General features: G+C 71.6%; 21 protein-coding genes. 13 read left to right on the top strand and 8 right to left on the bottom strand.

Annotation, left to right across the window (positions count from 1 at the left end; all coding sequences use genetic code 11):
• The first annotated feature begins 130 nt into the window (after positions 1 to 130).
• Entirely contained in the window at positions 131 to 2,614 is a 2,484-nt protein-coding gene (locus tag ACFY1T_RS01890) for a SpoIIE family protein phosphatase (protein ID WP_390786562.1), read from the top strand.
• Positions 2,615 to 2,696: 82 nt separating this feature from the next.
• On the opposite strand, the gene ACFY1T_RS01895 is transcribed toward ACFY1T_RS01890, so the two are convergent.
• The gene (locus ACFY1T_RS01895; RefSeq protein WP_390786563.1) at positions 2,697 to 4,934 is read right to left on the bottom strand and encodes a transglycosylase domain-containing protein; all 2,238 of its coding nucleotides are present in this window, start codon (positions 4,932 to 4,934) and stop codon (positions 2,697 to 2,699) included.
• 233 nt (positions 4,935 to 5,167) lie between these two features.
• Here ACFY1T_RS01895 and ACFY1T_RS01900 point away from each other — a divergent pair, with 233 nt between their 5' ends.
• The 5 genes from ACFY1T_RS01900 to ACFY1T_RS01920 all read left to right on the top strand — a co-directional run bounded on the left by ACFY1T_RS01900 (position 5,168) and on the right by ACFY1T_RS01920 (position 10,071).
• The gene (locus ACFY1T_RS01900) at positions 5,168 to 6,076 is read left to right on the top strand and encodes an SPFH domain-containing protein (RefSeq protein WP_390786564.1); all 909 of its coding nucleotides are present in this window, start codon (positions 5,168 to 5,170) and stop codon (positions 6,074 to 6,076) included.
• On the top strand, positions 6,073 to 6,348 hold the full coding sequence (locus ACFY1T_RS01905) for a hypothetical protein (RefSeq protein WP_390786565.1): 276 nt from the start codon (positions 6,073 to 6,075) through the stop codon (positions 6,346 to 6,348). The genes ACFY1T_RS01900 and ACFY1T_RS01905 overlap by 4 nt, the downstream gene beginning before the upstream one ends.
• Before the next feature lie 149 nt (positions 6,349 to 6,497).
• Positions 6,498 to 7,022: a PadR family transcriptional regulator gene (locus tag ACFY1T_RS01910; RefSeq protein WP_030867398.1), complete on the top strand. Its 525-nt coding sequence runs from the start codon at positions 6,498 to 6,500 to the stop codon at positions 7,020 to 7,022.
• The gene (locus ACFY1T_RS01915) at positions 7,019 to 7,714 is read left to right on the top strand and encodes an ABC transporter ATP-binding protein (protein WP_390786566.1); all 696 of its coding nucleotides are present in this window, start codon (positions 7,019 to 7,021) and stop codon (positions 7,712 to 7,714) included. Before ACFY1T_RS01910 ends, ACFY1T_RS01915 begins: the two co-directional genes overlap by 4 nt.
• On the top strand, positions 7,711 to 10,071 hold the full coding sequence (locus tag ACFY1T_RS01920) for an FtsX-like permease family protein (protein WP_390786567.1): 2,361 nt from the start codon (positions 7,711 to 7,713) through the stop codon (positions 10,069 to 10,071). The genes ACFY1T_RS01915 and ACFY1T_RS01920 overlap by 4 nt, the downstream gene beginning before the upstream one ends.
• Positions 10,072 to 10,113: 42 nt before the next feature.
• Here the strand turns inward: ACFY1T_RS01920 and ACFY1T_RS01925 are convergent, their stop codons facing one another.
• Positions 10,114 to 11,061 carry a hydrogen peroxide-inducible genes activator gene (locus tag ACFY1T_RS01925; RefSeq protein ID WP_390786568.1) on the bottom strand — a complete coding sequence of 316 codons (948 nt, stop codon included), beginning with the start codon at positions 11,059 to 11,061 and terminating at the stop codon, positions 10,114 to 10,116.
• 149 nt (positions 11,062 to 11,210) lie between these two features.
• On the opposite strand from ACFY1T_RS01925, the gene ACFY1T_RS01930 reads away from it, so the two are divergent.
• The 3 genes from ACFY1T_RS01930 to ACFY1T_RS01940 all read left to right on the top strand — a co-directional run bounded on the left by ACFY1T_RS01930 (position 11,211) and on the right by ACFY1T_RS01940 (position 13,213).
• Positions 11,211 to 11,918, top strand: a complete 708-nt coding sequence (locus ACFY1T_RS01930) for a hypothetical protein (RefSeq protein ID WP_390786569.1) — start codon at positions 11,211 to 11,213, stop codon at positions 11,916 to 11,918.
• A gap of 197 nt (positions 11,919 to 12,115) precedes the next feature.
• Positions 12,116 to 12,670, top strand: coding sequence for a peroxiredoxin (locus ACFY1T_RS01935; protein WP_030290978.1), 555 nt, complete (start codon positions 12,116 to 12,118; stop codon positions 12,668 to 12,670).
• Positions 12,671 to 12,673: 3 nt separating this feature from the next.
• Positions 12,674 to 13,213 (top strand): alkyl hydroperoxide reductase, encoded by a 540-nt coding sequence (locus ACFY1T_RS01940; protein ID WP_030867387.1) that lies wholly within the window; start codon positions 12,674 to 12,676, stop codon positions 13,211 to 13,213.
• Positions 13,214 to 13,285: 72 nt separating this feature from the next.
• Here the strand turns inward: ACFY1T_RS01940 and ACFY1T_RS01945 are convergent, their stop codons facing one another.
• From ACFY1T_RS01945 to ACFY1T_RS01965, 5 genes are all read right to left on the bottom strand, one after another.
• On the bottom strand, positions 13,286 to 13,969 hold the full coding sequence (locus ACFY1T_RS01945) for a hypothetical protein (RefSeq protein WP_390786570.1): 684 nt from the start codon (positions 13,967 to 13,969) through the stop codon (positions 13,286 to 13,288).
• On the bottom strand, positions 13,953 to 15,371 hold the full coding sequence (locus ACFY1T_RS01950) for an AI-2E family transporter (RefSeq protein WP_390786571.1): 1,419 nt from the start codon (positions 15,369 to 15,371) through the stop codon (positions 13,953 to 13,955). The genes ACFY1T_RS01945 and ACFY1T_RS01950 overlap by 17 nt, the downstream gene beginning before the upstream one ends.
• Positions 15,372 to 15,478: 107 nt before the next feature.
• Entirely contained in the window at positions 15,479 to 16,195 is a 717-nt protein-coding gene (locus ACFY1T_RS01955; RefSeq protein ID WP_229345119.1) for a transglycosylase SLT domain-containing protein, read from the bottom strand.
• Between the two features lie 407 nt (positions 16,196 to 16,602).
• Positions 16,603 to 17,919, bottom strand: coding sequence for a PhoH family protein (locus ACFY1T_RS01960; RefSeq protein WP_376018851.1), 1,317 nt, complete (start codon positions 17,917 to 17,919; stop codon positions 16,603 to 16,605).
• Between the two features lie 315 nt (positions 17,920 to 18,234).
• A complete protein-coding gene (locus tag ACFY1T_RS01965) occupies positions 18,235 to 18,996 on the bottom strand; it encodes an isoprenyl transferase (RefSeq protein ID WP_030867372.1) in 762 nt (253 codons plus the stop codon).
• A gap of 129 nt (positions 18,997 to 19,125) precedes the next feature.
• Between ACFY1T_RS01965 and mgrA the strand changes: the two genes are divergently transcribed.
• Positions 19,126 to 20,163 carry an L-glyceraldehyde 3-phosphate reductase gene (mgrA, locus tag ACFY1T_RS01970; RefSeq protein ID WP_030867369.1) on the top strand — a complete coding sequence of 346 codons (1,038 nt, stop codon included), beginning with the start codon at positions 19,126 to 19,128 and terminating at the stop codon, positions 20,161 to 20,163.
• A gap of 131 nt (positions 20,164 to 20,294) precedes the next feature.
• Here mgrA and ACFY1T_RS01975 read toward each other — a convergent pair whose 3' ends face one another.
• Positions 20,295 to 21,035, bottom strand: a complete 741-nt coding sequence (locus ACFY1T_RS01975; RefSeq protein WP_390786572.1) for a prepilin peptidase — start codon at positions 21,033 to 21,035, stop codon at positions 20,295 to 20,297.
• Between the two features lie 70 nt (positions 21,036 to 21,105).
• Here ACFY1T_RS01975 and ACFY1T_RS01980 point away from each other — a divergent pair, with 70 nt between their 5' ends.
• The 3 genes from ACFY1T_RS01980 to ACFY1T_RS01990 all read left to right on the top strand — a co-directional run bounded on the left by ACFY1T_RS01980 (position 21,106) and on the right by ACFY1T_RS01990 (position 23,742).
• The gene (locus tag ACFY1T_RS01980; RefSeq protein ID WP_390786573.1) at positions 21,106 to 21,480 is read left to right on the top strand and encodes a DUF192 domain-containing protein; all 375 of its coding nucleotides are present in this window, start codon (positions 21,106 to 21,108) and stop codon (positions 21,478 to 21,480) included.
• Positions 21,481 to 21,539: 59 nt separating this feature from the next.
• Positions 21,540 to 22,157, top strand: a complete 618-nt coding sequence (locus tag ACFY1T_RS01985; RefSeq protein WP_030867362.1) for an SMI1/KNR4 family protein — start codon at positions 21,540 to 21,542, stop codon at positions 22,155 to 22,157.
• A gap of 298 nt (positions 22,158 to 22,455) precedes the next feature.
• A complete protein-coding gene (locus ACFY1T_RS01990) occupies positions 22,456 to 23,742 on the top strand; it encodes an ABC transporter substrate-binding protein (protein ID WP_390786574.1) in 1,287 nt (428 codons plus the stop codon).
• The last annotated feature ends 104 nt before the right edge of the window (positions 23,743 to 23,846 follow it).

Below are 23,846 nucleotides of genomic sequence, written 5' to 3' on the forward strand. Positions count from 1 at the left end.
AGCAGAGCGAGAGGTAACGAGCGGGACGCGGAACCGCGGGGCGATGGTGTCCCCGCCGCTGAGCGGGTATACCGCGACTGACCGAGTTGAGTGCAGCGCACATCGAGCGCAAACGGACGGAATTCCACGCGTGACGGAGTACCCCACCTCGCAGGAGGGCCCGCCGCCTGCCGCGGCCGCCGCGACACCGGCCCCGGGCGGCCCCGGCATGCCCGCCGCCACCGGCGGCTGTTCGGACGAGCTGGGCCACGGCAAGGCCCCCGTCCCCTCGGCCGAGGCCGTACGCGGCTCGGCCGCGCCCGGCGACGACCCCGTCCGCTCGGACGTCCCGCGCCCGCGCGGCGAGGGCGTGCCCGCCGCTCCCCAGGACGGCACGCCCCGCCCGCGCGGCCGCGCACGGGGCACGGCGGCATCGGGCGCGGCCGGCCGCCGCGGCCGTGACGCAGAGGCCGCCCGCAGCGCCGTACGCGACGCCGCGGCGGCGGGCGGACCGGCGGGCGGACCGGCGGGCGGTTCCCGGCGGCGCGACGGGGAGGCGGCGCGGAACGCCGCCCACGGCGATGACGCGGCCGGCCTCGCCGCCGGCCGGCCCCACGAGGCCCGCGGCGCGGCCCCGGACCTCCCGGCGGTGACACCGGACGCCTCCCGCCCCCGCGAGAGCGGAGCCGCCGGCGGCGAGCAGGGCCCCGAAGGCGGCGCGGACACGGCCACCGGCGGGGCGTACGGGGGCCAGGACGGCGCGGACCCGGCCGCGGGTGCGGCACACGCCCAGGGCGCCGCCGCGCCGGACGGTACGGTCGGCGCGGGGTTGCAGGGGCCCGACGGGGTGGCCCGGCGCGAAGGGGACCGGCTGCGGTTCGTCGGGGCGGCGACCCGGCGCATCGCGCGCGGCATCGACCTGGACGAGATCGTCCTCGGTCTGTGCCGGGCCACCGTGCCCACCTTCTCGGACGCCATCCTCGTCTACCTGCGCGACCCCCTCCCGGTGGGCGACGAACGTCCCGTCGGCCCGGTCGTTTTAAGGCTGCGCCGCACCGACCGGCTCCGGCCGATCGACGATCTGACGGGAGCCGTAGCCGGAGCGGGAGCAGGGACGGGAACCGAGGGCGCCGGGGCGGCGGGGGCCGCCGGCGAGCTCGACTTCAGCCAGCTTCCGCTGGTCGGCCCGCAGGGTGACCTGCCCGCGGCAGAGCTCTGCGAGATCCGCCCCGGCGGAGCCCTCGCCGAGGTGCTGCGCGGCGTACGGCCCGTCTTCGGGTCCGCCGCCGGGGCCAAGGACGCGCTGCCGGAGCTGCTCGGCTCGGAGCACCCGGTACCGCGCGGCCAGCGGGCCATCCTCGCGCCGCTGCGCGGCCGCCGCCGCGTCATCGGCTCGGCGGTGTTCCTGCGCAGCCCCGAGCGGCCCGCGTTCGAGCAGAACGACCTCCTGGTCGCCGCCCAGCTGGCCACGCACACCGCGCTCGGCATCGACAAGGCGGTCCTGTACGGCCGTGAGGCGTACATCGCCGACGAGTTGCAGCGCACCATGCTGCCCGACAGCCTTCCGCAGCCCACCGGGGTCCGGCTGGCCTCCCGCTACCTGCCCGCCGCCGAGACGGCCCGGGTCGGCGGCGACTGGTACGACGCGATACCGCTGCCCGGCAGCCGGGTCGCGCTCGTCGTCGGCGACGTGATGGGCCACTCCATGACCTCCGCCGCGATCATGGGCCAGCTCCGCACCACCGCCCAGACCCTGGCGCAGCTGGACCTGCCGCCCGCCGAGGTCCTGCACCACCTGGACGAGCAGGCCCAGCGCCTCGGCTCCGACCGGATGGCGACCTGCCTGTACGCGGTCTACGACCCCGTCTCGCACCGGATCACCATCGCCAACGCCGGCCACCCGCCGCCCGTGCTCCTGCACCTGGGCGGCCGGGCCGAGGTGCTCCGCGTACCCCCCGGCGCCCCCATCGGCGTCGGCGGCGTGGACTTCGAGGCCGTGGAGCTGGACGCGCCCGCCGGGGCCACCCTGCTGCTGTACACCGACGGGCTGGTCGAATCCCGGCTGCGCGACGTGTGGACCGGCATCGAGCAGCTCCGCGAGCGCCTGGCCACCACCGCGCAGCTGACGGGCCTGGACCACCCGCCGCCGCTGGAGGCGCTCTGCGACGACGTCCTCGACATGCTCGGCCCGGGCGACCGGGACGACGACATCGCGCTGCTCGCGGCCCGCTTCGACGGGATCGCGCCCAGCGACGTCGCGTACTGGTTCCTGGACCCGGAGGAGACCGCTCCGGGCCGGGCCCGCCGGTTCGCCCGCCGCGCCCTGACCCGGTGGGGCCTGGAGGAGCTCCAGGACTCGCTGGAGCTGCTGGTCAGCGAGGTGGTCACGAACGCCGTGCGGTACGCGGAGCGGCCCGTGACCCTGCGCCTGCTGCGGACGGACGTACTGCGCTGCGAGGTCGGCGACGACTCCCCGCAGCTGCCCCGCCAGCGCCGGGCCCGGGAGACCGACGAGGGCGGCCGCGGGCTGTTCCTGGTCAACCGGATGGCTCGCCGCTGGGGCGCCACCCGGCTGAGCAGCGGAAAGGTGGTCTGGTTCGAGCTGCCGCTGCCGGGAGGGCACGACCGCCGCTGACCGGCCCGCCGAACGCGAAACCGCCGCCCCGCAGCGTGGATGCTGCGGGGCGGCGGTTTCGCGTTCACGGGGCGCGGGTCCGCTAGGGGATCGTGATCGGCGGACTCTTCGTCGGGTCCGGGCTCTTCGTCGGGTCCGGACTCTTCGTCGTGCTCTTGGTCGGGTCCGGGCTCTTCGTCGGGTCCGGGCTCTTCGTCGGGTCCTGGGTGCCCTTCGACGGCGAGACGGGCGCCGACGGCGTGCCGGCGGACGAGGAGCTCGACGAGGACGGGGAGCTGCTGCGGCTCGGCGCCTGGGTGGGGCCCATGTTCGCCTCGGAGAGGTCGAACTCGCCGGTGTCCACGCCCTTGAGCGCGGCCAGGGTGTACGCCTTCCAGATCTCGGCCGGGAAGCTGGAACCACCCGCTCGGCCACCGCCCGCGGTACCGGTCAGGGTGACCTGCTTGGCCGTTCCGGGCTCCTCGCCGAACATCGCGACGACGGTGACCAGTTCCGGCGTGTACGCGGTGAACCAGGCGGCCACGTTGGACTCGGTGGTGCCGGTCTTGCCGGCGGCCTCGTACGCGGAGCTCTTCACGGCCTTGCCGGAACCGTCCTGGACGACGCCGGTGAGCACCTTGGTGACCGTGTCGGCGGTCTCACGGGTGATGGCCTGGCCGCCCACGGACTCGACCGGCTTGAAGGCGCGGTCGGCGTGCTTGGCGCTCTTGACGATCGTCGGGGTGACCTTCTTGCCGTGGTTGTCGAAGGTGGCGTAGACGCCGGCCATCTCCAGGGTGTTGGCGCTCATCGTGCCGAGCGACATGGCGGGCTTGTCGGCCGGCCAGCCGTCGCGGTCCTTCATGCCGAGCGCCAGCGCCGTCTTCTTCACCGCCGGCGGGCCCACGTCCACGATCATCTGGGCGTACACCGAGTTCACGGAGGAGTTGGTGGCCGCCTGGACGGTGAGCAGCGGGTCGCCGTAGTTCGCGTTGTCCTGGTTCTGCGGGGCGAACGGGGTGTCGCTGCCGACGACCGGGCGCTTGCTGGTGCCGTCGTAGAGGGCGTTCGGCGTGATCGGCTTCTTGTCGTGCGTCAGGGACTTGTTCTCGAGCGCGGAGGCGAGCACGACCGGCTTGAAGGTCGAGCCGGGCTGGAAGTCCTGGCGCAGCGCGTTGCTCGCCCAGTGGTCGGAGAGCCCGGTGCCGCCGTACATCGCGACGATCGCACCGGTCTTCGGGTCCACGGAGGTGGCGCCGGCCTGCACGCTCGCGTCGACGGGCCGGTCCTTGCGGTCGAGCTTGGACTCCAGCTCGTCCTGGACGGCCTTCTCCAGCGCGGCCTGCTTCTTCGGGTCGATGTTGAGGGTGATCTCCCAGCCGCCGGCCTGCAGCTCCTGGGTGGTCATGTTGGTCTGGCGCCGCAGTTCCGCGTCCGCGGCCTGCTTCAGATAGCCCTTCTGGCCCTCCATGCCGGGGGCGGCCTTGGGCTTGATCGGCATCGGAAGCTGGAGCTGCTTGCGCTTCTCCGGGTCGAGCGCCTTCATCTCGACCATGTTGTCGAGCACGCCGTTGAAGCGGATCTTGACCAGCCGCGTGCCGTTCGGGCCCGCGGTCGCCAGGTCGTAGTCGCTGGGCGCCTGGAGGACGGCCGCGAGGTACGCGCCCTGCTCCAGGGTCAGCTTGTCCACGTCGACGCCGTAGTAGGCCTGGGCGGCGGCCTGGATGCCGTACGCGCCGCGCCCGAAGTAACTGGTGTTCAGGTAGCCCGCGAGGATGTCCGGCTTCTCCATGCGCTGGTCGACCTTGAGGGAGATCACCAGCTCCTTGAGCTTGCGGGTCGCGGTCTGGTCCTGGTTCAGGTAGAAGTTCTTGACGTACTGCTGGGTGATCGTCGATCCGCCGGCCTTGCCCTTGCCGGTGACCGTGTTGAACAGGCCGCGGCCGATGCCGAGGAAGTCGACGCCCTGGTCCTGGTAGAAGGACTTGTTCTCGATCGCGATGAAGCCCGTCTGGACGTCCTTGGGGACCCGGCTGAGCGGCACGATCTCGCGGTTCATCTTGCCGTCGCGCGCCATGATCGAGCCGTCCGCGTACTTGTAGACGTTGCTCTGCTTGATGGCGTCGGCGTTCGGGTCCGGCTCGTCCACGTAGAAGTAGAGGGCGACGAGTGCGCCCATTCCGAGCAGGACGATCCCGAAGAAGGCCCCCAGGATCTTCTTCCATGTGAAGAAGCGACGTATGCCGGTCCGCTTGCCGGCACGCCCCTTCCCGGTGGCGCTCCCGCGCGGCGCCCGTCGCGCACTGCGCTGCTGCGCCTTACGCGCTTCTGCTCGGCCCATCGCTCCCGCTCCGCTCGATTTCCCCCCCGACGTCAGCTCAGAAAGCTAACACCGCAGGTTGTGACAAAGGTTGACCAACCTTGGCCAATACCGGTCAATTCGGACGTGAGAATCAGCACCCACATCGATGGAACCGACGCGCGGCGAGCCCGTAGGGTTGCGGCGGCCGTAAAAAGTGATATCACTTTGCTAAGGGGCCCGACCGGCCGCGACCAATCAAATGGGGGCAGAGCATGACGAATGCAGAGAGCATCGGCGGCGACGTACGGGAGTTCACGGCCCGCAGCGTGGGCGGTGGACTGGCCTTGCTGCTGGGGCTGTTGGGGGTGGCGGCCGGTGCCGGACTGATCGCCCTGGGCGCGACCGCCGACGCCTCGGCCGCGCACGTGTCCCTGATCGTGCTCGGCGTCCTCCTGATAGCCGCCTCGGCCTTCGCGATGGGCGGGCTGAACATGGTCGCTCCGGGCGAGGCCCGCGTGGTCCAGCTGTTCGGCCGGTACCGGGGGACGGTCCGCACGGACGGCCTGCGCTGGGTCAACCCGCTGACCTCGCGGGAGAAGATCTCCACCCGGGTCCGCAACCACGAGACGGCCGTCCTGAAGGTCAACGACGCGTACGGCAACCCGATCGAGCTGGCGGCCGTCGTGGTGTGGCGGGTGGAGGACACCGCGCGGGCGACGTTCGAGGTGGAGGACTTCACGCAGTTCGTCGAGACCCAGACCGAGGCGGCCGTCCGGCACATCGCGATCGAGTACCCGTACGACGCGCACGACGAGGGCGGGCTCTCGCTGCGCGGCAACGCCGAGGAGATCACCGAGAAGCTGGCGCTCGAACTGCACGCGCGGGTGGAGGCGGCCGGCGTCCGGATCATCGAGTCCCGCTTCACGCATCTCGCGTACGCTCCGGAGATCGCCTCCGCGATGCTGCAGCGCCAGCAGGCGGGAGCGGTCGTGGCGGCCCGCAAGCAGATCGTGGAAGGGGCGGTGGGCATGGTCGAACTGGCCCTGACCCGACTGGCGGAGCAGGACATCGTGGACTTGGACCCGGAGCGCAAGGCCGCCATGGTGTCGAACCTGATGGTGGTCCTGTGCGGCGACCGGGCCGCCCAGCCGGTCGTCAACACGGGCACGCTCTACCAGTGAGCCCCGCCGGCGAGCCGCAGGAGCCCGAAACGGGCGAGGGCCGGGAACGGCCGCCCGCGCGGGCGGGGCGACAGCCGCGCAAGCAGGTGCTGCTGCGGCTCGACCCGCAGGTGTACGACGCCCTCGCCCGCTGGGCCGGCGAGGAGCTGCGCAGCGCCAACGCGCAGATCGAGTTCCTGCTGCGGCGGTCCCTCTCCGAGGCCGGCCGCCTCCCGGGCGGCGCCGCCCCGATCCCGCCGCGCGGCCGCCCCCGCATCCCGCCTGAGGCCTGAGGCCCGGGGCCCGAGGCGTCACGCCTCGGGCCCCACGCCCGCGCCGATCAGGACCGAAGTCCCGCAGAACGGCCGGTACGGCAGGCCGAAAGCCCTCTCTACACTCCGGGTATACACCGAGCGTATACACCGGATGTATAGTCCTCGGCATGTCCATCGGTCACACGCTCCTCGGCCTCCTGGAGGCCGGTCCACGCCACGGTTACGACCTCAAGCGCGCCTTCGACGAGAAGTTCGGCCACGACCGGCCGCTCGCCTACGGCCAGGTCTACTCGACCATGTCCCGCCTCCTGAAGAACGGCCTCGTCGAGGTCGAGGGGATAGAGAGCGGCGGCGGTCCCGACCGCAAGCGGTACGCCATCACCGACGCCGGCATCACCGACGTCGACGGCTGGCTCGCCCAGCCCGAGAAGCCCGAGCCGTACCTCCAGTCGACCCTCTACACCAAGGTCGTCCTGGCCCTGCTCACCGGCCGCAGCGCCGCCGACCTGCTGGACACCCAGCGGGCCGAGCACCTGCGGCTCATGCGCATCCTGACCCAGCGCAAGCGCAAGGGCGACCTCGCCGACCAGCTCGTCTGCGACCACGCCCTGTTCCACCTCGAAGCGGATCTGCGCTGGCTGGAACTGACCGCCGCCCGCCTCGACCAGCTCGCCCGGGAGGTGGGCCGATGAGCACCACGCCCCCGGCCGGCAGCCTGCTCTGCGCCACCGGCCTGCGCAAGACGTACGGGTCCACCGCCGCGCTCGACGGCGCGGACTTCTCCATCCACCCCGGCGAGGTCGTCGCCGTCATGGGCCCCTCGGGATCCGGCAAGTCGACGCTGCTGCACTGCCTCGCCGGGATCGTCCCGCCCGACTCGGGCACCGTCACGTACGCCGGCCGCGAGCTGTCCGCCATGAACGACGCCGAGCGCAGCGCGCTGCGCCGCGGCGAGTTCGGCTTCGTCTTCCAGTTCGGCCAGCTCGTCCCCGAACTGACCTGCGTCGAGAACGTCGCGCTGCCGCTGCGCCTGACCGGCGTGAAGCGCAGGCAGGCCGAGCGCACCGCCCTGGAGTGGATGGCCCGCCTGGAGGTCGCCGAGATCGGCCGCAAGCGCCCCGGCGAGGTCTCCGGCGGCCAGGGCCAGCGCGTCGCCGTCGCCCGCGCCCTCGTCACCGGCCCGCGGGTCCTCTTCGCGGACGAGCCCACCGGCGCCCTCGACTCCCTCAACGGCGAGCTCGTCATGCAGCTGCTGACCGAGGCCGCCCGCTCCGCGAACGCCGCCGTCGTCCTCGTCACGCACGAGACCCGCGTGGCCGCGTACTCCGACCGCGAGATCGTCGTACGCGACGGCAGGTCCCGCGACATGGAGCGCGCCATATGAGTGGCCAGGGCATCCTGCGGGTCTGGGCCCGCGACCTCGGCCTCGGCGCCCGCTTCGCCTTCGGCGGCGGCCGCGAGGGCTGGACGCGCACCCTCCTCACGGGCCTGGGCGTCGGCCTCGGCGTCGCCCTGCTGCTGATCACCAGCGCCGTGCCGAGCGCCCTGTCCGCCCGCGACGAGCGCGGCACGGCCCGTCTGGCGGACTCGGCCCGCGAGAGCGACCGGCCGGGTCCCGACACCGTCCTGACCGCCGGCGCGGACCAGACGTACCGCTCGTACGGGATCGACGGCCTGCTCGTCCAGCCCGAGGGCCCCTCGGCCCCGCTGCCGCCCGGCCTGGAGACGTACCCGGGCCCCGGCGAACTGGCCGTCTCCCCCGCCCTCGACGAGCTGATGAAGACCTCCGAGGGCAAGCTGCTGCGCGAGCGCCTCGACGGGCGCATCGTCTCGGTCATCGGCGATGCGGGCCTGGTCGGCCCCGGCGACCTCTACTTCTACGAGGGCACCGACCGGCTCTCGCGGTACGCCGCCGACGACGCCACCAGCGCGTACGTCCACCGGGTCACCGGCTTCGGCGAGGAGCGGGAGAAGCGGCCGCTGGACCCCGTCCTCGCGCTCCTCGTGGTGCTGGTCTTCGTCGCCCTGCTCATGCCGGTCGCCGTGTTCATCGCGGCCGCCGTCCGCTTCGGCGGCGACCGCCGTGACCGCCGGCTCGCCGCACTGCGCCTGATCGGCGCCGACGCCCGGATGGTCCGCCGGATCGCGGCGGGCGAGGCCTTCGCCGGATCCCTGATCGGCCTGGTCGCCGGTACCGGCCTCTTCCTCCTCGCCCGGCAGCTCGCCCCCGCCCTCACCCTGTACCAGCGCAGCGTCTTCCCCGCCGACCTGAACCCGGCCCCCTGGCTGGCCGCCCTCGTGGCCGTCGCGGTGCCCGGCGCGGCCGTCGCCGTGACCCTGTTCGCCCTGCGCGGCGTGGTCATCGAACCGCTCGGCGTGGTCCGCACGGCCACCCCGCGCCGGCGCCGGATCTGGTGGCGCCTGCTGCTCCCGGTGGCCGGCGTGGCCCTGCTCGTCCCGATGTCGGGCCGCGGCAACGACGCCGGCCGGTTCAACCAGTACCAGGTCTCCGCGGGTGTGGTCCTGCTGCTGATCGGCGTCACCACCCTGCTGCCCTGGGTCCTGGAACGCTCCGTCGGCCGGCTCGGCGGAGCCGGGCCGGTGTCCTGGCAACTGGCCGTCCGGCGGCTCCAGATCGCCAGCGGCACCGGCGCCCGCCTGGTCAACGGCATCGCGGTCGCGGTCGCCGGGGCCATCGCCCTGCAGATGCTCTTCGCCGCCACCTCGGCCTCGTACACCGAGAAGACGGGCCAGGACCCGGCACGGGCCTCGGTCTCGATCCTCCCCCGCGGCAGCGACCCCGCGCGGGTCGACGCCCTCGCAGGGAAGATCGCCGCCACCCCGGGCGTCACCGGCGTCCTTCCGCTGCGCTCCGTATCGGCCTCGCCGACCCCGGAAGCCGAGGGCCTGACGGTCGAGCTCACCATCGGGAGCTGCTCCGCCCTCGCCGAGCTGGGCACCCTGCCCTCCTGCGAGGACGGCGACGTCTTCGTGCTGCCCGCCTCCACCGACCCCGACCGGTACGACGGCGTCGCCGCCCACGCCGGCGAGAAGCTGTTCGCCGGGAACGTCCACGGCACCGACGGCCCGGCGGCCGTCCCGTGGAACGTGCCCGCCGACGCGCCGGCGGTCTCCCCCCGCAGGGACCCGAACGGCAGCCTGCGCAGCGGTCTGCTCGTCACCCCGGCGGCCGCCCCCCGGGGGCTCGGCGACTTCCAGTCCTCGCAGGTCTACGTCAAGCTCGACCCGAAGGACCCGGACGCGATCGAGCGGGTGCGGACGGCGTCGTACAAGGCCGACCCGATCGCCGTGCCCATGACCCTGCAGTCGACCGCCACCGACGACCGCTTCGCCTCCATCCGCACCGGCCTGTTCGTCGGGGCCACCTGCGTGCTCGTGCTGATCGGCGCCAGCCTGCTGGTCTCGCAGCTGGAGCAGTTGAGGGACCGCAAGAAGCTGCTGGCCGCCCTGGTCGCCTTCGGTACGAAGCGCTCCACGCTCAGCCTGTCGGTGCTGTGGCAGACGGCCATCCCGATCGGCCTGGGCCTGGCACTCGCCACCGTGGTGGGGCTCACCCTCGGCACCGTGCTGATGCGGATGGCCACCGTCCCGGTCCGCGTCGACTGGGGCTCGGTCGCCTCGATGATCGGCGTCGGCGCCGGGGTGGCCGTCACGGTGACCCTGCTCAGCCTGCCGCCGCTGCTGCGGCTGATGCGCCCGGACGGACTGCGTACGGAGTAGCGGCGCGCGAGTACGTACGCCCGCTCCCGGCCCGTCCCCGGCCTATTCGGCCGGCCACACCGGGAGCGGGCGCACGGCTTCGCGCAGGGCGCCCGCGATGGCCCGGAACTCCTCCTGGCGGGCCGTGCCCGTCCGCATGGCCAGCGCGATCCGCCGCGAGGGCGCGGGCTCGGCGAAGTACCCGGTGGCCAGGTACTCGTTGCGGGCGGTCTCCAGCCTCAGCGCGGTGCGCGGCAGCAGCGTCACGCCCAGGCCCCCGGCGACCAGCTGGACGAGGGTGGACAGGCCGGCCGCGGTCGTGGTGACGGCCGCGCCGTCGGGTCGGCCCGCCTCGCGGCAGATGTCCAGGGCCTGGTCGCGCAGGCAGTGTCCCTCGTCGAGCAACAGCAGCTGCAGGCCGCGCAGTTCCTCGCGCGGGATGTCCCGGCGCCCGGCGAGCGGGTGCTCCCGCGGTGCGAGGAGGACGAAGTCCTCGTCGAAGACGGGCAGTTCGGTAACGCCGGGGACGCCGAGCGGCACCGCGAGCAGCAGCAGGTCGAGCCGCCCGCCGGCCAGCCCCTCGAGCAGTGAGGAGGTCTGCTCCTCGTGCACCTGGAGGTCCATGCGCGGGTAGCGGCGGTGGAACAGCCCGAGCACGGTCGGCAGAAGGTACGGGGCCACCGTGGGGATCACCCCGAGCCGCAGCGCCCCGGTGAAGGGGGCCCGTACGGCCTCGGCCTCCTCCAGCAGCCCGCCCATGGCGTCGAGCACCACCCGGGCCCGGGCCGCGATCCGCTCGCCCGCCGGGGAGAGCAGCACCTTGCGGGTGGTGCGCTCCAGCAGCTGGACGCCGAGGGCCTCCTCCAGTGCGGAGACGGCTCCCGAGAGCGCGGGCTGGCTCATCCCGATCGCCGCGGCGGCGTCCCGGAAGTGCAGGTGTTCGGCGACGGCCGCGAACGCGCGCAGCTGCGCGAGCGTCGCCTGCTTGGCGCCCCTGTTGCCGACGGCCACTGACAGGTACCTCCGATCACCCGGCACCAGCCTAGCTCCGGCCGATCCCCGCTCCTGCCGGGCGCTGCGCGCTGCGGGCCGCCCCGGGGTGCGTGAGAGTGGAGGTAGGGCAAGACGGGCACGGCCACGCCCCGGCCCGGGAGGCAACCATGATGATCAAGCGCGTCCGCATCGGCGTCCTGGCCGTACTGGCGGCCTCACCGCTGGTCCTGGGCCCGACGGTGCTGGCCCACTCCGCGGCGGCGGCGCCCGCGGCCGGCACGTGCAAGGCCTCCGAGAGCGCCTACTCCCCGAAGGCCGACAAATGGTCGGTCTCCGGCGAGGGATTCCCCGCGAACACCAAGGTCGAGGTGAAGGGCGACAACGGCTACAGCGACCCGGCCTACCAGGTGACCGGCGACGGCAAGGTCCGGATCTTCGAACTGGCCGCGGGCCATTACACGGTCGGGGGCGTCGCCTGTACGGGCGGGGCGGCCCCCGTGAAGGACGGTACGGGCACGGACACGGACACGGGCGCCGACGCGAAGGCCCAGTACGACAAGGGCTTCCAGAAGGGGTTCCAGGCGATCAGGGGAAGCTGCAGCGCCAAGCCGCCGCAGACCCTGGGCGAGGTCGACCCCAACTGGCAGAAGGGCTACGACAACGGCGCGGCGCTGGCCACCAAGGCGTTCTGCGGCGACAAGACGGACGGGCAGACCGGCACCTCCGAGCACGACAAGGGCTACAAGCTCGGCTACGAGTCCACCAAGACCACCTGCAAGACCACTCCGCCGGCGACCGCCGTGGCACCCGACCCCGAATGGATCCGCGGCTACGGCGAGGGCGCCGCGAAGGCCCTGGCCGAGTTCTGCGACTAGCTGCCATCCGAAGATCGCCGGAGATCACCCTCCGTCGCTCTTTGTCCGTACGGGCGCATTGATAGGGAAGCCTGATCAGCACGACCACCCTTTGCGATTTCCGCGATCAATGCTGCCTGTGCCAGCATGTGAGACACGTCCAACCCCTCAGGGAAAGCCCCAAAAGGGACTACTTTCCCATCTCGCAAGGAGAGCACGTGCTCACTGTCGGTGACAAGTTCCCCACCTACGATCTGACCGCCTGCGTCTCGCTCGAAGCCGGCAGCGAGTTCGCCCAGATCGACCACAAGACCTACGAGGGCAAGTGGCGCGTGGTGTTCTTCTGGCCGAAGGACTTCACCTTCGTCTGCCCGACCGAGATCGCCGCCTTCGGCAAGCTGAACGAGGAGTTCCAGGACCGCGACGCCCAGGTCCTCGGCGTCTCCGGCGACTCCGAGTTCGTCCACCACGCCTGGCGCAAGGACCACGCCGACCTGCGTGACCTGCCCTTCCCGATGCTGGCCGACTCCAAGCACGAGCTCATGCAGGCCTGTGGCGTGCAGGGCGAGGACGGCTTCGCGCAGCGCGCCGTGTTCATCGTCGACCAGAACAACGAGATCCAGTTCACGATGGTGACCGCCGGTTCCGTGGGCCGTAACCCCAAGGAGGTCCTGCGGGTCCTCGACGCCCTGCAGACGGACGAGCTGTGCCCCTGCAACTGGAACAAGGGCGAGGGCACCCTGGACGCCGGCGCCCTGCTGGCCGGTGAGTGACGGATGTCCCTCGACTCCCTCAAGTCCGCCATACCGGACTTCGCCAAGGACCTGAAGCTGAACCTCGGCTCGGTCATCGGCAACCAGGACACCCTCTCGCAGCAGCAGCTGTGGGGCACCGTCCTGTCCTGCGCGATCGCCGCCCGCTCCCCGCGCGTCCTGCGTGAGCTGGAGCCGGAGGCGAAGGCGGCGCTGTCGCCGGAGGCGTACACCGCCGCCAAGTCCGCGGCCGCGGTCATGGCGATGAACAACGTCTTCTACCGCACCCGCCACCTGCTCTCCGACCCGGAGTACGGCACGCTGCGCGCGGGCCTGCGGATGAACGTCATCGGCAACCCGGGCGTGGAGAAGGTCGACTTCGAGCTGTGGTCGCTCGCCGTCTCCGCGATCAACGGCTGCGGCCAGTGCCTGGACTCGCACGAGCAGGTCCTGCGCAAGGCCGGCGTCGACCGCGAGACGGTCCAGGAGGCCTTCAAGATCGCCTCGGTGATCCAGGCCGTCGCGGTCACCCTCGACGCCGAGGCCGCCCTCGCCGCCGAGTAGCACCCCTTCGTGCGGATGGCCGTACGGACTCCAGGGCCCCCGCAGCCGTTCCCGGCCGCGGGGGCCCTGCCGTTACCTGCGCAGGGCCGCCATCAGGGTGCGCATGTCCTCGATCATCGCCGCCTGGACGGCGGCCTCGTCCGGATCCGGGATGTCGGGCCTTCCGTACCACTGGACGGTGAGGCTGAAGGCGGCGCCCCCGTCGAGCACTTCGAGCCGTGAGCCGCCGACCCGGCGGGTGAGCAGCGCCCGCTCGCCGAGCCCGGGCACCTGCTCCACCTCGCCGCCCGAACTCGCCATGGCCCCTCGGCCGCCGAGGCCGGTGGGCCCGGCGCCGAACTCCGGGCGGGGGTCGGCCTTCTTGTGCAGCTCGATCAGCACCTCGGCCTCGTACGACAGGCGGTCGTCGGCGTAGGGTGCGCCGTACGCGCAGTACGCCCAGTCGAGCGCGGGGTGCTCCTCGTGGCGCGCGTAGCCCCCCGCGAGCTGCGTGGTGGACGCGGAGACCGCGGTCAGCTTCACCTTGCACAAGTCGTCGGCGTGCCGGTACGCGATCCGCGGCGCGCGATCATCGAAACGATCCTGCACCGCCAGCGCCCCGGCCCACACGGCCGAGGCCAGCACGGCCCCGCCCAGCGCCCACGACCACGCCCTGCGCGGTCCCCGTAAGCGCTCGTGCGGGGGCTCGGCCTCCTCGGCGTGCGTCGGCGGCCGGTGGGTGTCCCACTCCCCGTCGAGCTCAGGCTCGCTGATCACTTCCGGCCTCCCGGGCGGCCTGCTCGAGCGCGGTCGAGCCGTGCGGACCCGGACCGACGGCGGCGGCGCCGTGCAGGAGCTGGTCCCGGGAGTAGGCCCTCAGGTAGACGACCACCGTGTTGGTGACGGCGACCAGCGGGACCGCGACCACCGCTCCGCCGATGCCCGCGACCATGCCGCCCGCGGCCACCGACAGCACCACCGCGAGCGGGTGCACCCGTACCGCCCGGCCCAGGATGAAGGGCTGCAGCACGTGCCCCTCGATCTGCTGCACGGCCAGTACGACGGCCAGCACCATCAGCGCGGTCCACGGCCCCTGGGTCACCAGGGCGACCACCACCGCGAGGGCGCCGGAGACCACCGCGCCGACGAGCGGGATGAACGCGAACAGGAAGATGAAGACGGCGAGCGGCACGGCCATCGGCACCTTGAGGAAGTAGATGCCGAGGCCGATGAAGATGGCGTCGATCAGCGCGACGAGCACCGTGCCGCGCACGTACGCCGTCAGCGTGCGCCAGGCGCGCGGACCGGCGCCCGCGACGCCGGGACGGGCGGCGGCCGGTACCAGGCCCTGCACCCACGTCCAGATCCGCTTGCCGTCGTAGAGCAGGAACAGCGTCGAGAACATCGCGAGCAGGATGCCCGTGAGCACCTCGACGAGGACCGTCACGCCCTGGAGGCCGGCGGAGGTGATCTGCTCGGTGTTGGTGCCGATGGTCTCGCTGAGGTTCTTCGCGATGTCGTTGATCTGCTTCTCGGTCACGTGGAACGGACTGTCCAGTGCCCAGAGTTTGAGTTCGTTGATGCCGTCCCGGACCCGGGCGGAGAGGTCGTCGAGGTTCTCCATGACCTGCCAGACCACGAACCAGCCGACCAGCCCGATGACCACGAACCCGAGGATCGCGGTGACGGCGGTGGCGAGCCCGCGCGGCAGGCCCAGGCGGCGCAGCCGGACCACGAAGGGCTGGAGCAGGGCGGTGACGAGCAGGGCCGCCGCGAAGGCGAGGACGAGCAGGCGGACTTCGCTGATCACCTTCATGACGACCCAGAGCATCCCCGCGAGCAGCAGGAGCCGCCAGCTGACCTCGGCGGCGACCCGCATGCCCCACGGGACGACGCTCACCGGGTCCGGACGGCCGTGCACGGTGGGCGGGTGCGGGGCGTGGGCGGGGTGCCCGGCCGGCGTCTCGGGTGCCGCGGCCGCGGCCGGGGCCGCCGGGGTCACCGCGCCGGCGCCCGTGCCCGTACCCGCGCCCGAACGGGCAGCGCCAAAAGCGCCGGCCGGGACCGCTGCCGCGCCGACGCTCTCCGCCTCGACCTCGGCACGCCGCGCCTGCAGCCGCGCCTCCACGCGGCTCAGCCTGTTCCCGAGCCGGCCGATCCAGCCTGCCCTCTTCGCCATGTCTTTCCCTTCCCCCGCCCGTGGACACACCTCGAAAGACCGTACACGCGAGAAGCCCTGCACCGTAGGACGGTGCGGGGCTCTTCGAGGTTGAGCGGAGTCGGGCTCTAGTACCAGCCGTTGGCCTGGTGGAAGCTCCAGGCCGCGCACGGGCTGTGGTACCGCTCGTTCATGTAGTTGAGGCCCCACTGGATCTGGGTGGCCGGGTTGGTCCGCCAGTCGTCGGCGACCGAGGACATCTTCGAACCCGGGAGCGCCTGGACCAGACCGTACGCGCCCGAGGACGAGTTCACGGCCTTGTAGTTCCAGGTGGACTCCTCGTTGATGATGTTCGAGAAGCACTGGAACTGACCGGCCGGGACGATCTGCCGGGCGATGTCCTTGACCTGGGCGACCGTGTAGGAGCTCTGGACGGCGAAGTCTCCGGCGCTGCGGGCCGCGGAGCGGGAAGCGATCTGCTCCTTCTCCTCGCGGTCCTTCTTCGCCTTCTCGTCGGCCGCCTTCTGCGCCTCGGCCTTCTTGGACTTGGCGTCCTCGGCGGCCTGGATGCGAGCGGCTTCCTCGGCGACACGCTTGGCATCGGTGTCGGCGCCCTGGGCGATGGCGTCGGCCTGCTGCGTCAGGGACGCGTTCTGGACCTGCGCCTGCTCGCCGACCGGGATGTCGGCCAGGAGGGTCGCCCCGGACGCGGTGGTCTCGAGATCGTTCGAGGCGGGGTCGCCAGTGGCAACACCCACGACTGCGCCAACGGTGGTGACTGCGGTGGCCGAAGCCACTGCGAATCCCCGGACCGAGATCCGGCTCACACGGTGTCCTTCCAGCAGCGTCCGCAGTGACCGGGCGGGCGCAATAGTGCCCCTCGACACTGGCCTCCGTGGTGCTGTGATCACTGGAGGCGCGGGCCCGTGGGCAACTCCCTTGCGGGGGCTGCCGCGTGATGACTCGGGCGGCATACGGCGAACGACTCTGGAGTTGTGGTGCTGCGCGTACCTCCCGTTGCGGTAACGGAGATACAGATGTGCCGTATGCGGGGCCTGACGGAAAACAGACTCTGCCGGACCCCGACACCGCAAGGCAATTCTCCATTGCGTGTGAAAGGTCACACCTGGCATGTTGCCGTTGGTTTCTTCAAAGGGCTGTGCAGCACGACGCCGCCCGGCTAGGCTCTCGGACCTTTGCCGGGCGGCGCCAACTCACTTTCCCGCTATGGGGGTTTTGCCCCTCATCGCACCTACAGCGATTCGAGCATCTCGGTCACCAGCGCGGCGATCGGAGAGCGCTCGGAGCGGTTGAGCGTGACGTGCGCGAAGAGCGGATGCCCCTTCAGCTTCTCAACGACGGCGACCACTCCGTCGTACCGGCCGACCCGCAGGTTGTCCCGCTGCGCGACGTCATGGGTCAGAACGACCCGCGAATTCGCGCCGATCCGGGACAGAACGGTCAGAAGGACATTGCGTTCCAGCGACTGCGCCTCGTCCACGATCACGAAGGCGTCGTGCAGCGAGCGCCCGCGGATGTGCGTGAGCGGCAGGACCTCCAGCATCCCCCGGTTCAGCACCTCCTCGATGACCTCGCGCCCGGCCACCGCCGAGAGGGTGTCGAAGACCGCCTGCGCCCAGGGGCTCATCTTCTCGGACGCGTCCCCGGGCAGGTAGCCGAGATCCTGGCCGCCCACCGCGTAGAGCGGCCGGAAGACCATCACCTTCTGGTGCTGCCTGCGCTCCAGCACCGCCTCCAGGCCCGCGCACAGCGCCAGCGCCGACTTTCCGGTGCCGGCCCGGCCGCCCATGGAGATGATGCCGATCTCCGGGTCGAGCAGGAGGTCCAGGGCGATGCGCTGCTCGGCGCTGCGGCCGTGCAGACCGAAGGCCTCGCGGTCGCCCCGTACGAGCCTGACGTTGCCGTCCGGCGTGACCCGGCCCAGGGCCTTGCCGCGCTCGGACTGGAGGACCAGCCCGGTGTGGACGGGCAGCTCGGCGGCCTCCGGCACGTACAGCCGTTCCTCGGAGTAGAGCAGGTCGATCTGCTCCCCGGACAGCGCGAGCTCGCTCATGCCGGTCCAGCCGGCATCGGTGATCGCGAGCTCCGCCCGGTACTCCTCGGCCAGCAGCCCCACGGAGGAGGCCTTGATGCGCAGCGGGAGATCCTTCGAGACGACCGTGACGTCGTAGCCCTCGGCCTGGAGATTGCGGGCGACCGCGAGGATCCGCGAGTCGTTGTCCCCCAGTCGGAAGCCGGCCGGCAGGACACCGGGGTCGGAGTGGTTGAGCTCGACACGGAGGGTGCCGCCGAGATCGCCCAACGGGATGGGGGCGTCGAGGCGACCGTAGCGAACCCGGAAGTCGTCGAGCAGGCGCAGGGCCTGACGGGCGAAGTAGCCGAGTTCGGGATGGTGCCTCTTTGCCTCCAGCTCGGTGATCACCACGATCGGGAGCACGACCTCGTGCTCGTCGAAGCGCGTGATCGCGTTGGGGTCTGCCAGCAGGACGCTGGTGTCGAGGACGTAGGTCCGCCTGTCGGGCAGGCGGCGCTTTGTGCTGGTCACCACGGAAGGACGTACCCCCTCGGAAGAGGTCGGGCCATGAAGACCGGACCGGTCATCGGCACCCCTGCGGGGCCGATTTCCGGCCCTCCCACTCCGTCCGTGCGAACCGCACGTGCGTCCTGGTGCAAAGGGCCTCCCGGGCGGACGACCCCATGTCGCCCGCTGAGACTCGACACCCGTGGATCGGGCATCGACCTGAAAGGGATATTCCCCGATCAGGCCCGGCCATGCCATGGCATATGACGGACGCTCGGTGAATCCCTGGTGAAGGCCTCAGGGGGGCGTCCGGGGCCGAGGGGGCGTCAGTCCGCCCGGGCGTCAGGCTCCGTAGCGCCGGTGGCGGGCGGCGTAGTCGCGCAGGGCCCGCAGGAAGTCGACCTTGCGGAAGGCCGGCCAGAACACCTCGCAGAAGTAGTACTCGGAATGCGCGCTCTGCCACAGCATGAATCCGGACAGCCGCTGCTCGCCGCTGGTGCGGATCACCAGGTCCGGGTCGGGCTGGCCGCGCGTGTAGAGGTGCTCGGCGATGTGGTCGATGTCGAGGATCTCGGCGAGCTCCTCGAAGGAGGTGCCCTTCTCCGCGTGCTCCAGCAGCAGCGAGCGGACCGCGTCGGCGATCTCCTGGCGGCCGCCGTAGCCGACGGCGACGTTGACCAGTATCCCGTCCACGTCGTGGGTGGCCTGCTCGGCCTCCTTGAGCACGGACTGGGTCCGCCCGGGCAGGATGTCGAGGTTGCCCACGTGGTGGACGCGCCAGCGGCCGTCCGCGGCGAGGCCCCGGACGGTGTTCTCGATGATGTTGAGCAGCGGGCGGAGCTCGACCTCCGGACGGTCCAGGTTGTCCGTGGACAGCATCCACAGGGTGACGACCTCGACGTCCGTCTCGGTGCACCAGCCCAGCATCTCGGAGATCTTGTCGGCCCCCGCCTGGTGGCCCTGCTCCGTCGTGCCTCCGGACGCCTTCGCCCAGCGCCTGTTCCCGTCCAGGATCACGCCGATGTGCTTGGGCGACGCGTCATGGTCGAGGCGGCCTTCCACCCGGCGTGCGTAGAGCCTGTACACCAGGTCGCGCAGCTTCACGATCTTCCAGCCCCTCCGTGCAATGCCCCCGTGCGAAATGCGGTCCCTCCCCCGAGGCCGCCACATTACTGCGCGGCGGGATCGGGTACCCAACTCGGTCTGTCACAAGTCCGTGATAGGGAGGACAACGTGACTGATAACAATCCCTATCGGGCAGAGCCCTCGCGCTACGACTCCATGGAGTACCGGCGCACCGGCCACAGCGGCCTCAAGCTCCCCGCCATCTCCCTCGGCCTCTGGCACAACTTCGGCGACGACAAGTCTCTGGAGTCCCAGCGGGCGATCCTCCGCCGGGCCTTCGATCTCGGGGTCACCCACTTCGACCTGGCGAACAACTACGGCCCGCCCCCCGGCTCGGCCGAGCTCAACTTCGGGAAGATCTTCGCGCAGGACTTCGCGTCCTACCGCGACCAGCTGATCCTCTCCACCAAGGCCGGCTACTTCATGCACGAGGGGCCGTACGGCGAGTGGGGCAGCCGCAAGTACCTGCTCAGCTCGCTCGACGCCTCGCTGAAGCGGATGGGCGTGGACTACGTCGACATCTTCTACTCGCACCGCTTCGACCCGGAGACCCCGCTGGAGGAGACCATGGGCGCGCTCGCGTCCGCGGTGCAGCAGGGCAAGGCGCTGTACGTGGGCGTGTCCTCCTACACGGCCGAGCAGACGGCCGAGGCGGCGCGGATCCTGCGCGAGATGGGCATCCGCCCGCTCATCCACCAGCCCTCGTACTCCATGATCAACCGCTGGACGGAGGAGGACGGGCTGCTGGACACCCTGGAGGAGGCCGGCATGGGCTGCATCTCCTTCGCGCCGCTCGCGCAGGGCCTGCTGACCGGCAAGTACCTGAAGGGCATCCCGGAGGACTCCCGGGCGGCCGCGGGCAAGTCCCTCAACCCGGACCTGCTGTCGCAGGACGTGGTCCGCCGCCTGGCCGGCCTGAACGAGATCGCGGCGCGCCGCGGGCAGTCGCTGGCGCAGCTGGCGCTGAACTGGGTGCTCCGGGACGAGCGGATGACCTCGGCGCTGATCGGCGCTTCGAGCGTCTCCCAGCTGGAGCAGAACGTGGCCGCACTGGGCGGCGCGCCGCTGTCGGAGGAGGAGTTGAAGGAGATCGACTCCTTCGCGGTGTCCACCCCCGGCACCAACATCTGGGCCCAGCGCGGCTGACCTGCGCTTTTGGGCGTGGGGTGGTGGAAACAAAAAACGGGCCGGTCCGTGGGGGGGATACGGACCGGCCCGAGGGGGGGGTTCCACCATAACCCTTCGTAAAGCCTGATGCGTGCATTGGCGCAAGATGATTACGCTCCGAAACCGGCCAGCAGCACTGCGGTGAGCGTTCCGGCGGTCATGAAGGGGCCGAACGGGAAGGCCGTCCGGCGGCCTCCGGGGCCCCGCAGCACCAGGCCGAGGCCGTACAGGGCGCCGTAGAGGAAGCCGAGGAAGGCTCCGAGGGCCCATACCCCCCAGCCGTACCACCCAAGAGTGACCCCGAGCGCGAGCGCCAGCTTGACGTCGCCGAAGCCCAGGCCGGCCGGGTTGAGGAGGAAGAGCAGGAGGTACGCCCCCGCCAGCGCTCCCCCGCCGGTCAGCGCCCCCGTCCACGACCCCCCGGCGCCGGGCACGAGGGCCGCGCCGCCGAGCCCGAGGGCGAGTCCGGCCGCGAGGGGCAGGGTCAGCACGTCGGGCAGCCGCTGCACGGCCAGGTCCACGATCCCGAGCAGGACCAGTACGGGAGCCAGGGCGACGAGCACCACGGCCTCCGGCCGCCCGCCGACGGCTCCCGCCAGCACCCCGCACACCGCACCGGCGGCGCAGGCCGTCCACGCGGGGCCGGCCCCGTACCGGTGGCGGGCCGATCCGGCCCCGCCGGCCCGGCAGCGGGGCAGGCCCAGCCAGCCGGGGATGGGATGGCCCTCGGGGCAGCGGTCCTGCCATGCGGCGTCCGGTTCGACGGACAGGCGGTACGCCGCCCGCGGCAGCAGCAGCCCCGCGGCGACGCCGTAGGCGACCGCGGCGGCGGTGATCGCGAGCAGGACCATCCGCCGACCGTAGGCGCGGACACCGGCACCCGCATGGGCCCGGGGGCCCAACCACCCCTACCCTGCCGCCATGACCACCAGCAACGGCCTTCTCCGGCTCGGGCCCGACCTGCCGGCGGTGCCCCTGGAGATCGCGGCCTCCTACCGCGCCCGCACCCGCGGGCTGCTGGGCCGCGACGGCATCCCCGGCGCAGCCCTGCTCCTGACCCCGGCCGGGAGCGTGCACACGTTCCGGATGCGGTTCGCGATCGACGTGGCGTACCTCGACCGCCGTCTGCGGGTCATCGCCCTCACCACGATGGCGCCGAACCGCCTCGGCCTCCCCCGGCTCCGCTCCCGGCACGTCCTGGAGGCCGAGGCCGGCGCCATGGCCGCGTGGGGCCTGGGGGTGGGCTCCGTGCTGTCCGTCGAGGGCGGCGGGCCGCCCCGCCCCGGCCGCCGCTAGGCGCGGCGCGGGGACGGCGGTAGGTTGGGGCGGTTGAGCTGGGGTCTCAGGGGAGCGGCATGACGGAGAACGCGCGGATCAAGGCGCTGGAGCAGATCATGCCGGCGACGCACGGCGCCGACGAGGACATCGACTGGCCGGCCGCCGAAGCCACCTGGCGCACCCGTTTCCCGGCGGATTTCATCGCCTTCATGGGCCGCTTCGGCGCGGGCTCCATCAACGGCGAGGCCAGCATCCTCCTGCCCCTCCCCAAGCCCGGCCTCCAGTGGGACCCGGCCGAGATGGCCGAGGAGACCGCCAACGCCCGCCTGCTCTGGGAGGCGGAGGGCGGCCGGGCCGCCTTCGGCGTCGACCCCGAGTCGATCATCGCCTGGGGCGTGACCGGCGGCTCCGACATCCTCTGCTGGCTCACCACCGACCCCGATCCGGACCGCTGGCCGGTCCTGGTGGTCGGCCGGCACACCGCCGACGCCTTCGCCGTGTACCCGTACGGCATGGCGGAGTTCCTGTACCGGCTCTGCTCCGACGAGTTCGACGTGAGCCCGGTCAGCATCACCTTCTGGGACGGCGGGCACCTCAGCTTCGTCCACTGGCGCAAGGCCCAGCGCCGCTGGCAGGAGGGCCGCAACCCCGAGACGGGCGAGCCCGATCCGTACGCCGGCGAGTTCGCCGACTGAGGAGCCCCGCCGCTCCGCCGCCCTGACCTGATCCGGACACCCGACCCGATCCACGGCCCCAATGGGCCGGAATCGGGCCATTCGGCATGTCTACGCGCGTCCGATTTGTTGATCACATATCGGAAAACACCAGCAGGAAAAGCCGCACTTGGAGCATTGACCACAAGTTCCGACCCAATGGAATCAACCGCCCCCACACAGGAGAGAATTCCGGCCAACGGGCCACGGACGGACACCCCAGCCCGGAGCAACTCATAAGTAGTAACGGGACTCAAAAGAAATTCAGGGGAATACACCCGTGCAACGAAGAATCTTCGGCCCGAGTGCGACCGCGGTGGTACTCGGTCTGCTGATCCCACTGTCCGGATGCGGCGATTCAGGCAACAGTGCAGGTGACAGCGGTACGCTCCGCCTCGTCGCCGCGGAATACGGGGACAACCAGGCCACCAGTTCCAAGGCCTTCTGGGACAAGGTGACGGAGGATTTCGCCAAGGCCAACCCGGGCATCAAGGTCGAGGTCCAGCTCATGCCGTGGGCCGACATCGACCGCGAGGTCTCCCGTATGGTCAAGTCCGGCAATGCGCCGGACATGGCCCTCATGGGCTCGTACTCGGACTTCGCGGCGCAGGACAAGCTCTATTCCGCCGACGAGCTCCTCTCGGTCACCGCCGAGGCGAACTTCCTCCAGCCGCTGGCCGAGGCCGGCTCCGTCGGGAACACCCTCTACGGCCTGCCCTGGGTGGCCAGCAGCCGGCTCCTCTTCTACAACCAGGGCCTCTTCAAGCAGGCCGGCGTCGGCGAGCCGAAGACCTGGTCCGACCTGAAGTCCGCCGCCAAGGCGCTCAAGGACAAGGGCGTGAAGTACCCGTACGCCCTCCCCCTGGGACCGGAGGAGGCGCACGCGGAGGCGATGATCTGGGAGCTCAGCAACGGCGGCGGCTACGCCGACAGCAGCGGCAACTACAACCTGGCCTCCGACCAGAACATCTCGACCTTCCGCTGGCTCAAGGACAACCTGGTCGGACCCGGCCTGACCGGGCCCGTCCCGCCGTCCCGGCTCAACCGCGCCGACGCCTTCGCCGCCTTCACCCGCGGCGAGGTCGGCATGCTGAACGGCTACCCGCAGCTCCTGCACGAGGCGCGCGCCAAGGGCATCGACGTCCGCACCGCGCCCATGCCGGTCGGGGACGGTCTCGGCACCGGGGAGAGCCCGCCGGCCGTGGGCGTCGCCGACTGGATGATGGCCTTCAAGCAGCACGGCAAGCGCGTGGAGATCGGCAAGTTCCTGGACTTCATCTACCAGGACAAGAACCTGTCGGACTTCGCGAACCGCTACCACCTGCTGCCGTCGACCGTCTCGGCCTCCCGCAACCCGTCGGGCGCGGGCCTCGACAGCAACGACCAGTTCTTCCTGACCGCCCTGCGCGGTGCGCAGTTGTACCCGGTGAACGACCCGTCGTGGGTGACGGTCAGCGACACCATCAAGCGCAACATCGGCCGCGCCGTGGAGCCGAACGGCGACGCGAAGGCCGTGCTCGAGGAGATCGCGGCCAAGGCGAACGAGGAAACGAGGAAGAAGCACTGACCGAAGAAGCGGTGCCCGCAGCGGTACTTGACCGCTGAAAATGTCGAACATCCCGTCCGACACGGGACTTTGGACCCTGTCGCACCCCACCCCGTGCGGCAGAA

It is taken from the genome of Streptomyces sp. NPDC001194 (assembly GCF_042896985.1).
GTDB lineage: Bacteria > Actinomycetota > Actinomycetes > Streptomycetales > Streptomycetaceae > Streptomyces.

Excerpts from the sequence above, each read along its gene's own strand:
- ACFY1T_RS01930 (WP_390786569.1), top strand. The coding sequence starts at position 11,211 with ATGATGATCAAGCGCGTCCGCATCGGCGTCCTGGCCGTACTGGCGGCC.
- ACFY1T_RS01985 (WP_030867362.1), top strand. The coding sequence starts at position 21,540 with ATGACGGAGAACGCGCGGATCAAGGCGCTGGAGCAGATCATGCCGGCG.
- ACFY1T_RS01900 (WP_390786564.1), top strand. The coding sequence starts at position 5,168 with ATGACGAATGCAGAGAGCATCGGCGGCGACGTACGGGAGTTCACGGCC.
- ACFY1T_RS01920 (WP_390786567.1), top strand. The coding sequence starts at position 7,711 with ATGAGTGGCCAGGGCATCCTGCGGGTCTGGGCCCGCGACCTCGGCCTC.
- ACFY1T_RS01940 (WP_030867387.1), top strand. The coding sequence starts at position 12,674 with ATGTCCCTCGACTCCCTCAAGTCCGCCATACCGGACTTCGCCAAGGAC.
- ACFY1T_RS01950 (WP_390786571.1), bottom strand. The coding sequence starts at position 15,371 with ATGGCGAAGAGGGCAGGCTGGATCGGCCGGCTCGGGAACAGGCTGAGC.
- ACFY1T_RS01915 (WP_390786566.1), top strand. The coding sequence starts at position 7,019 with ATGAGCACCACGCCCCCGGCCGGCAGCCTGCTCTGCGCCACCGGCCTG.
- ACFY1T_RS01980 (WP_390786573.1), top strand. The coding sequence starts at position 21,106 with ATGACCACCAGCAACGGCCTTCTCCGGCTCGGGCCCGACCTGCCGGCG.
- ACFY1T_RS01975 (WP_390786572.1), bottom strand. The coding sequence starts at position 21,035 with ATGGTCCTGCTCGCGATCACCGCCGCCGCGGTCGCCTACGGCGTCGCC.
- ACFY1T_RS01895 (WP_390786563.1), bottom strand. The coding sequence starts at position 4,934 with ATGGGCCGAGCAGAAGCGCGTAAGGCGCAGCAGCGCAGTGCGCGACGG.
- ACFY1T_RS01910 (WP_030867398.1), top strand. The coding sequence starts at position 6,498 with ATGTCCATCGGTCACACGCTCCTCGGCCTCCTGGAGGCCGGTCCACGC.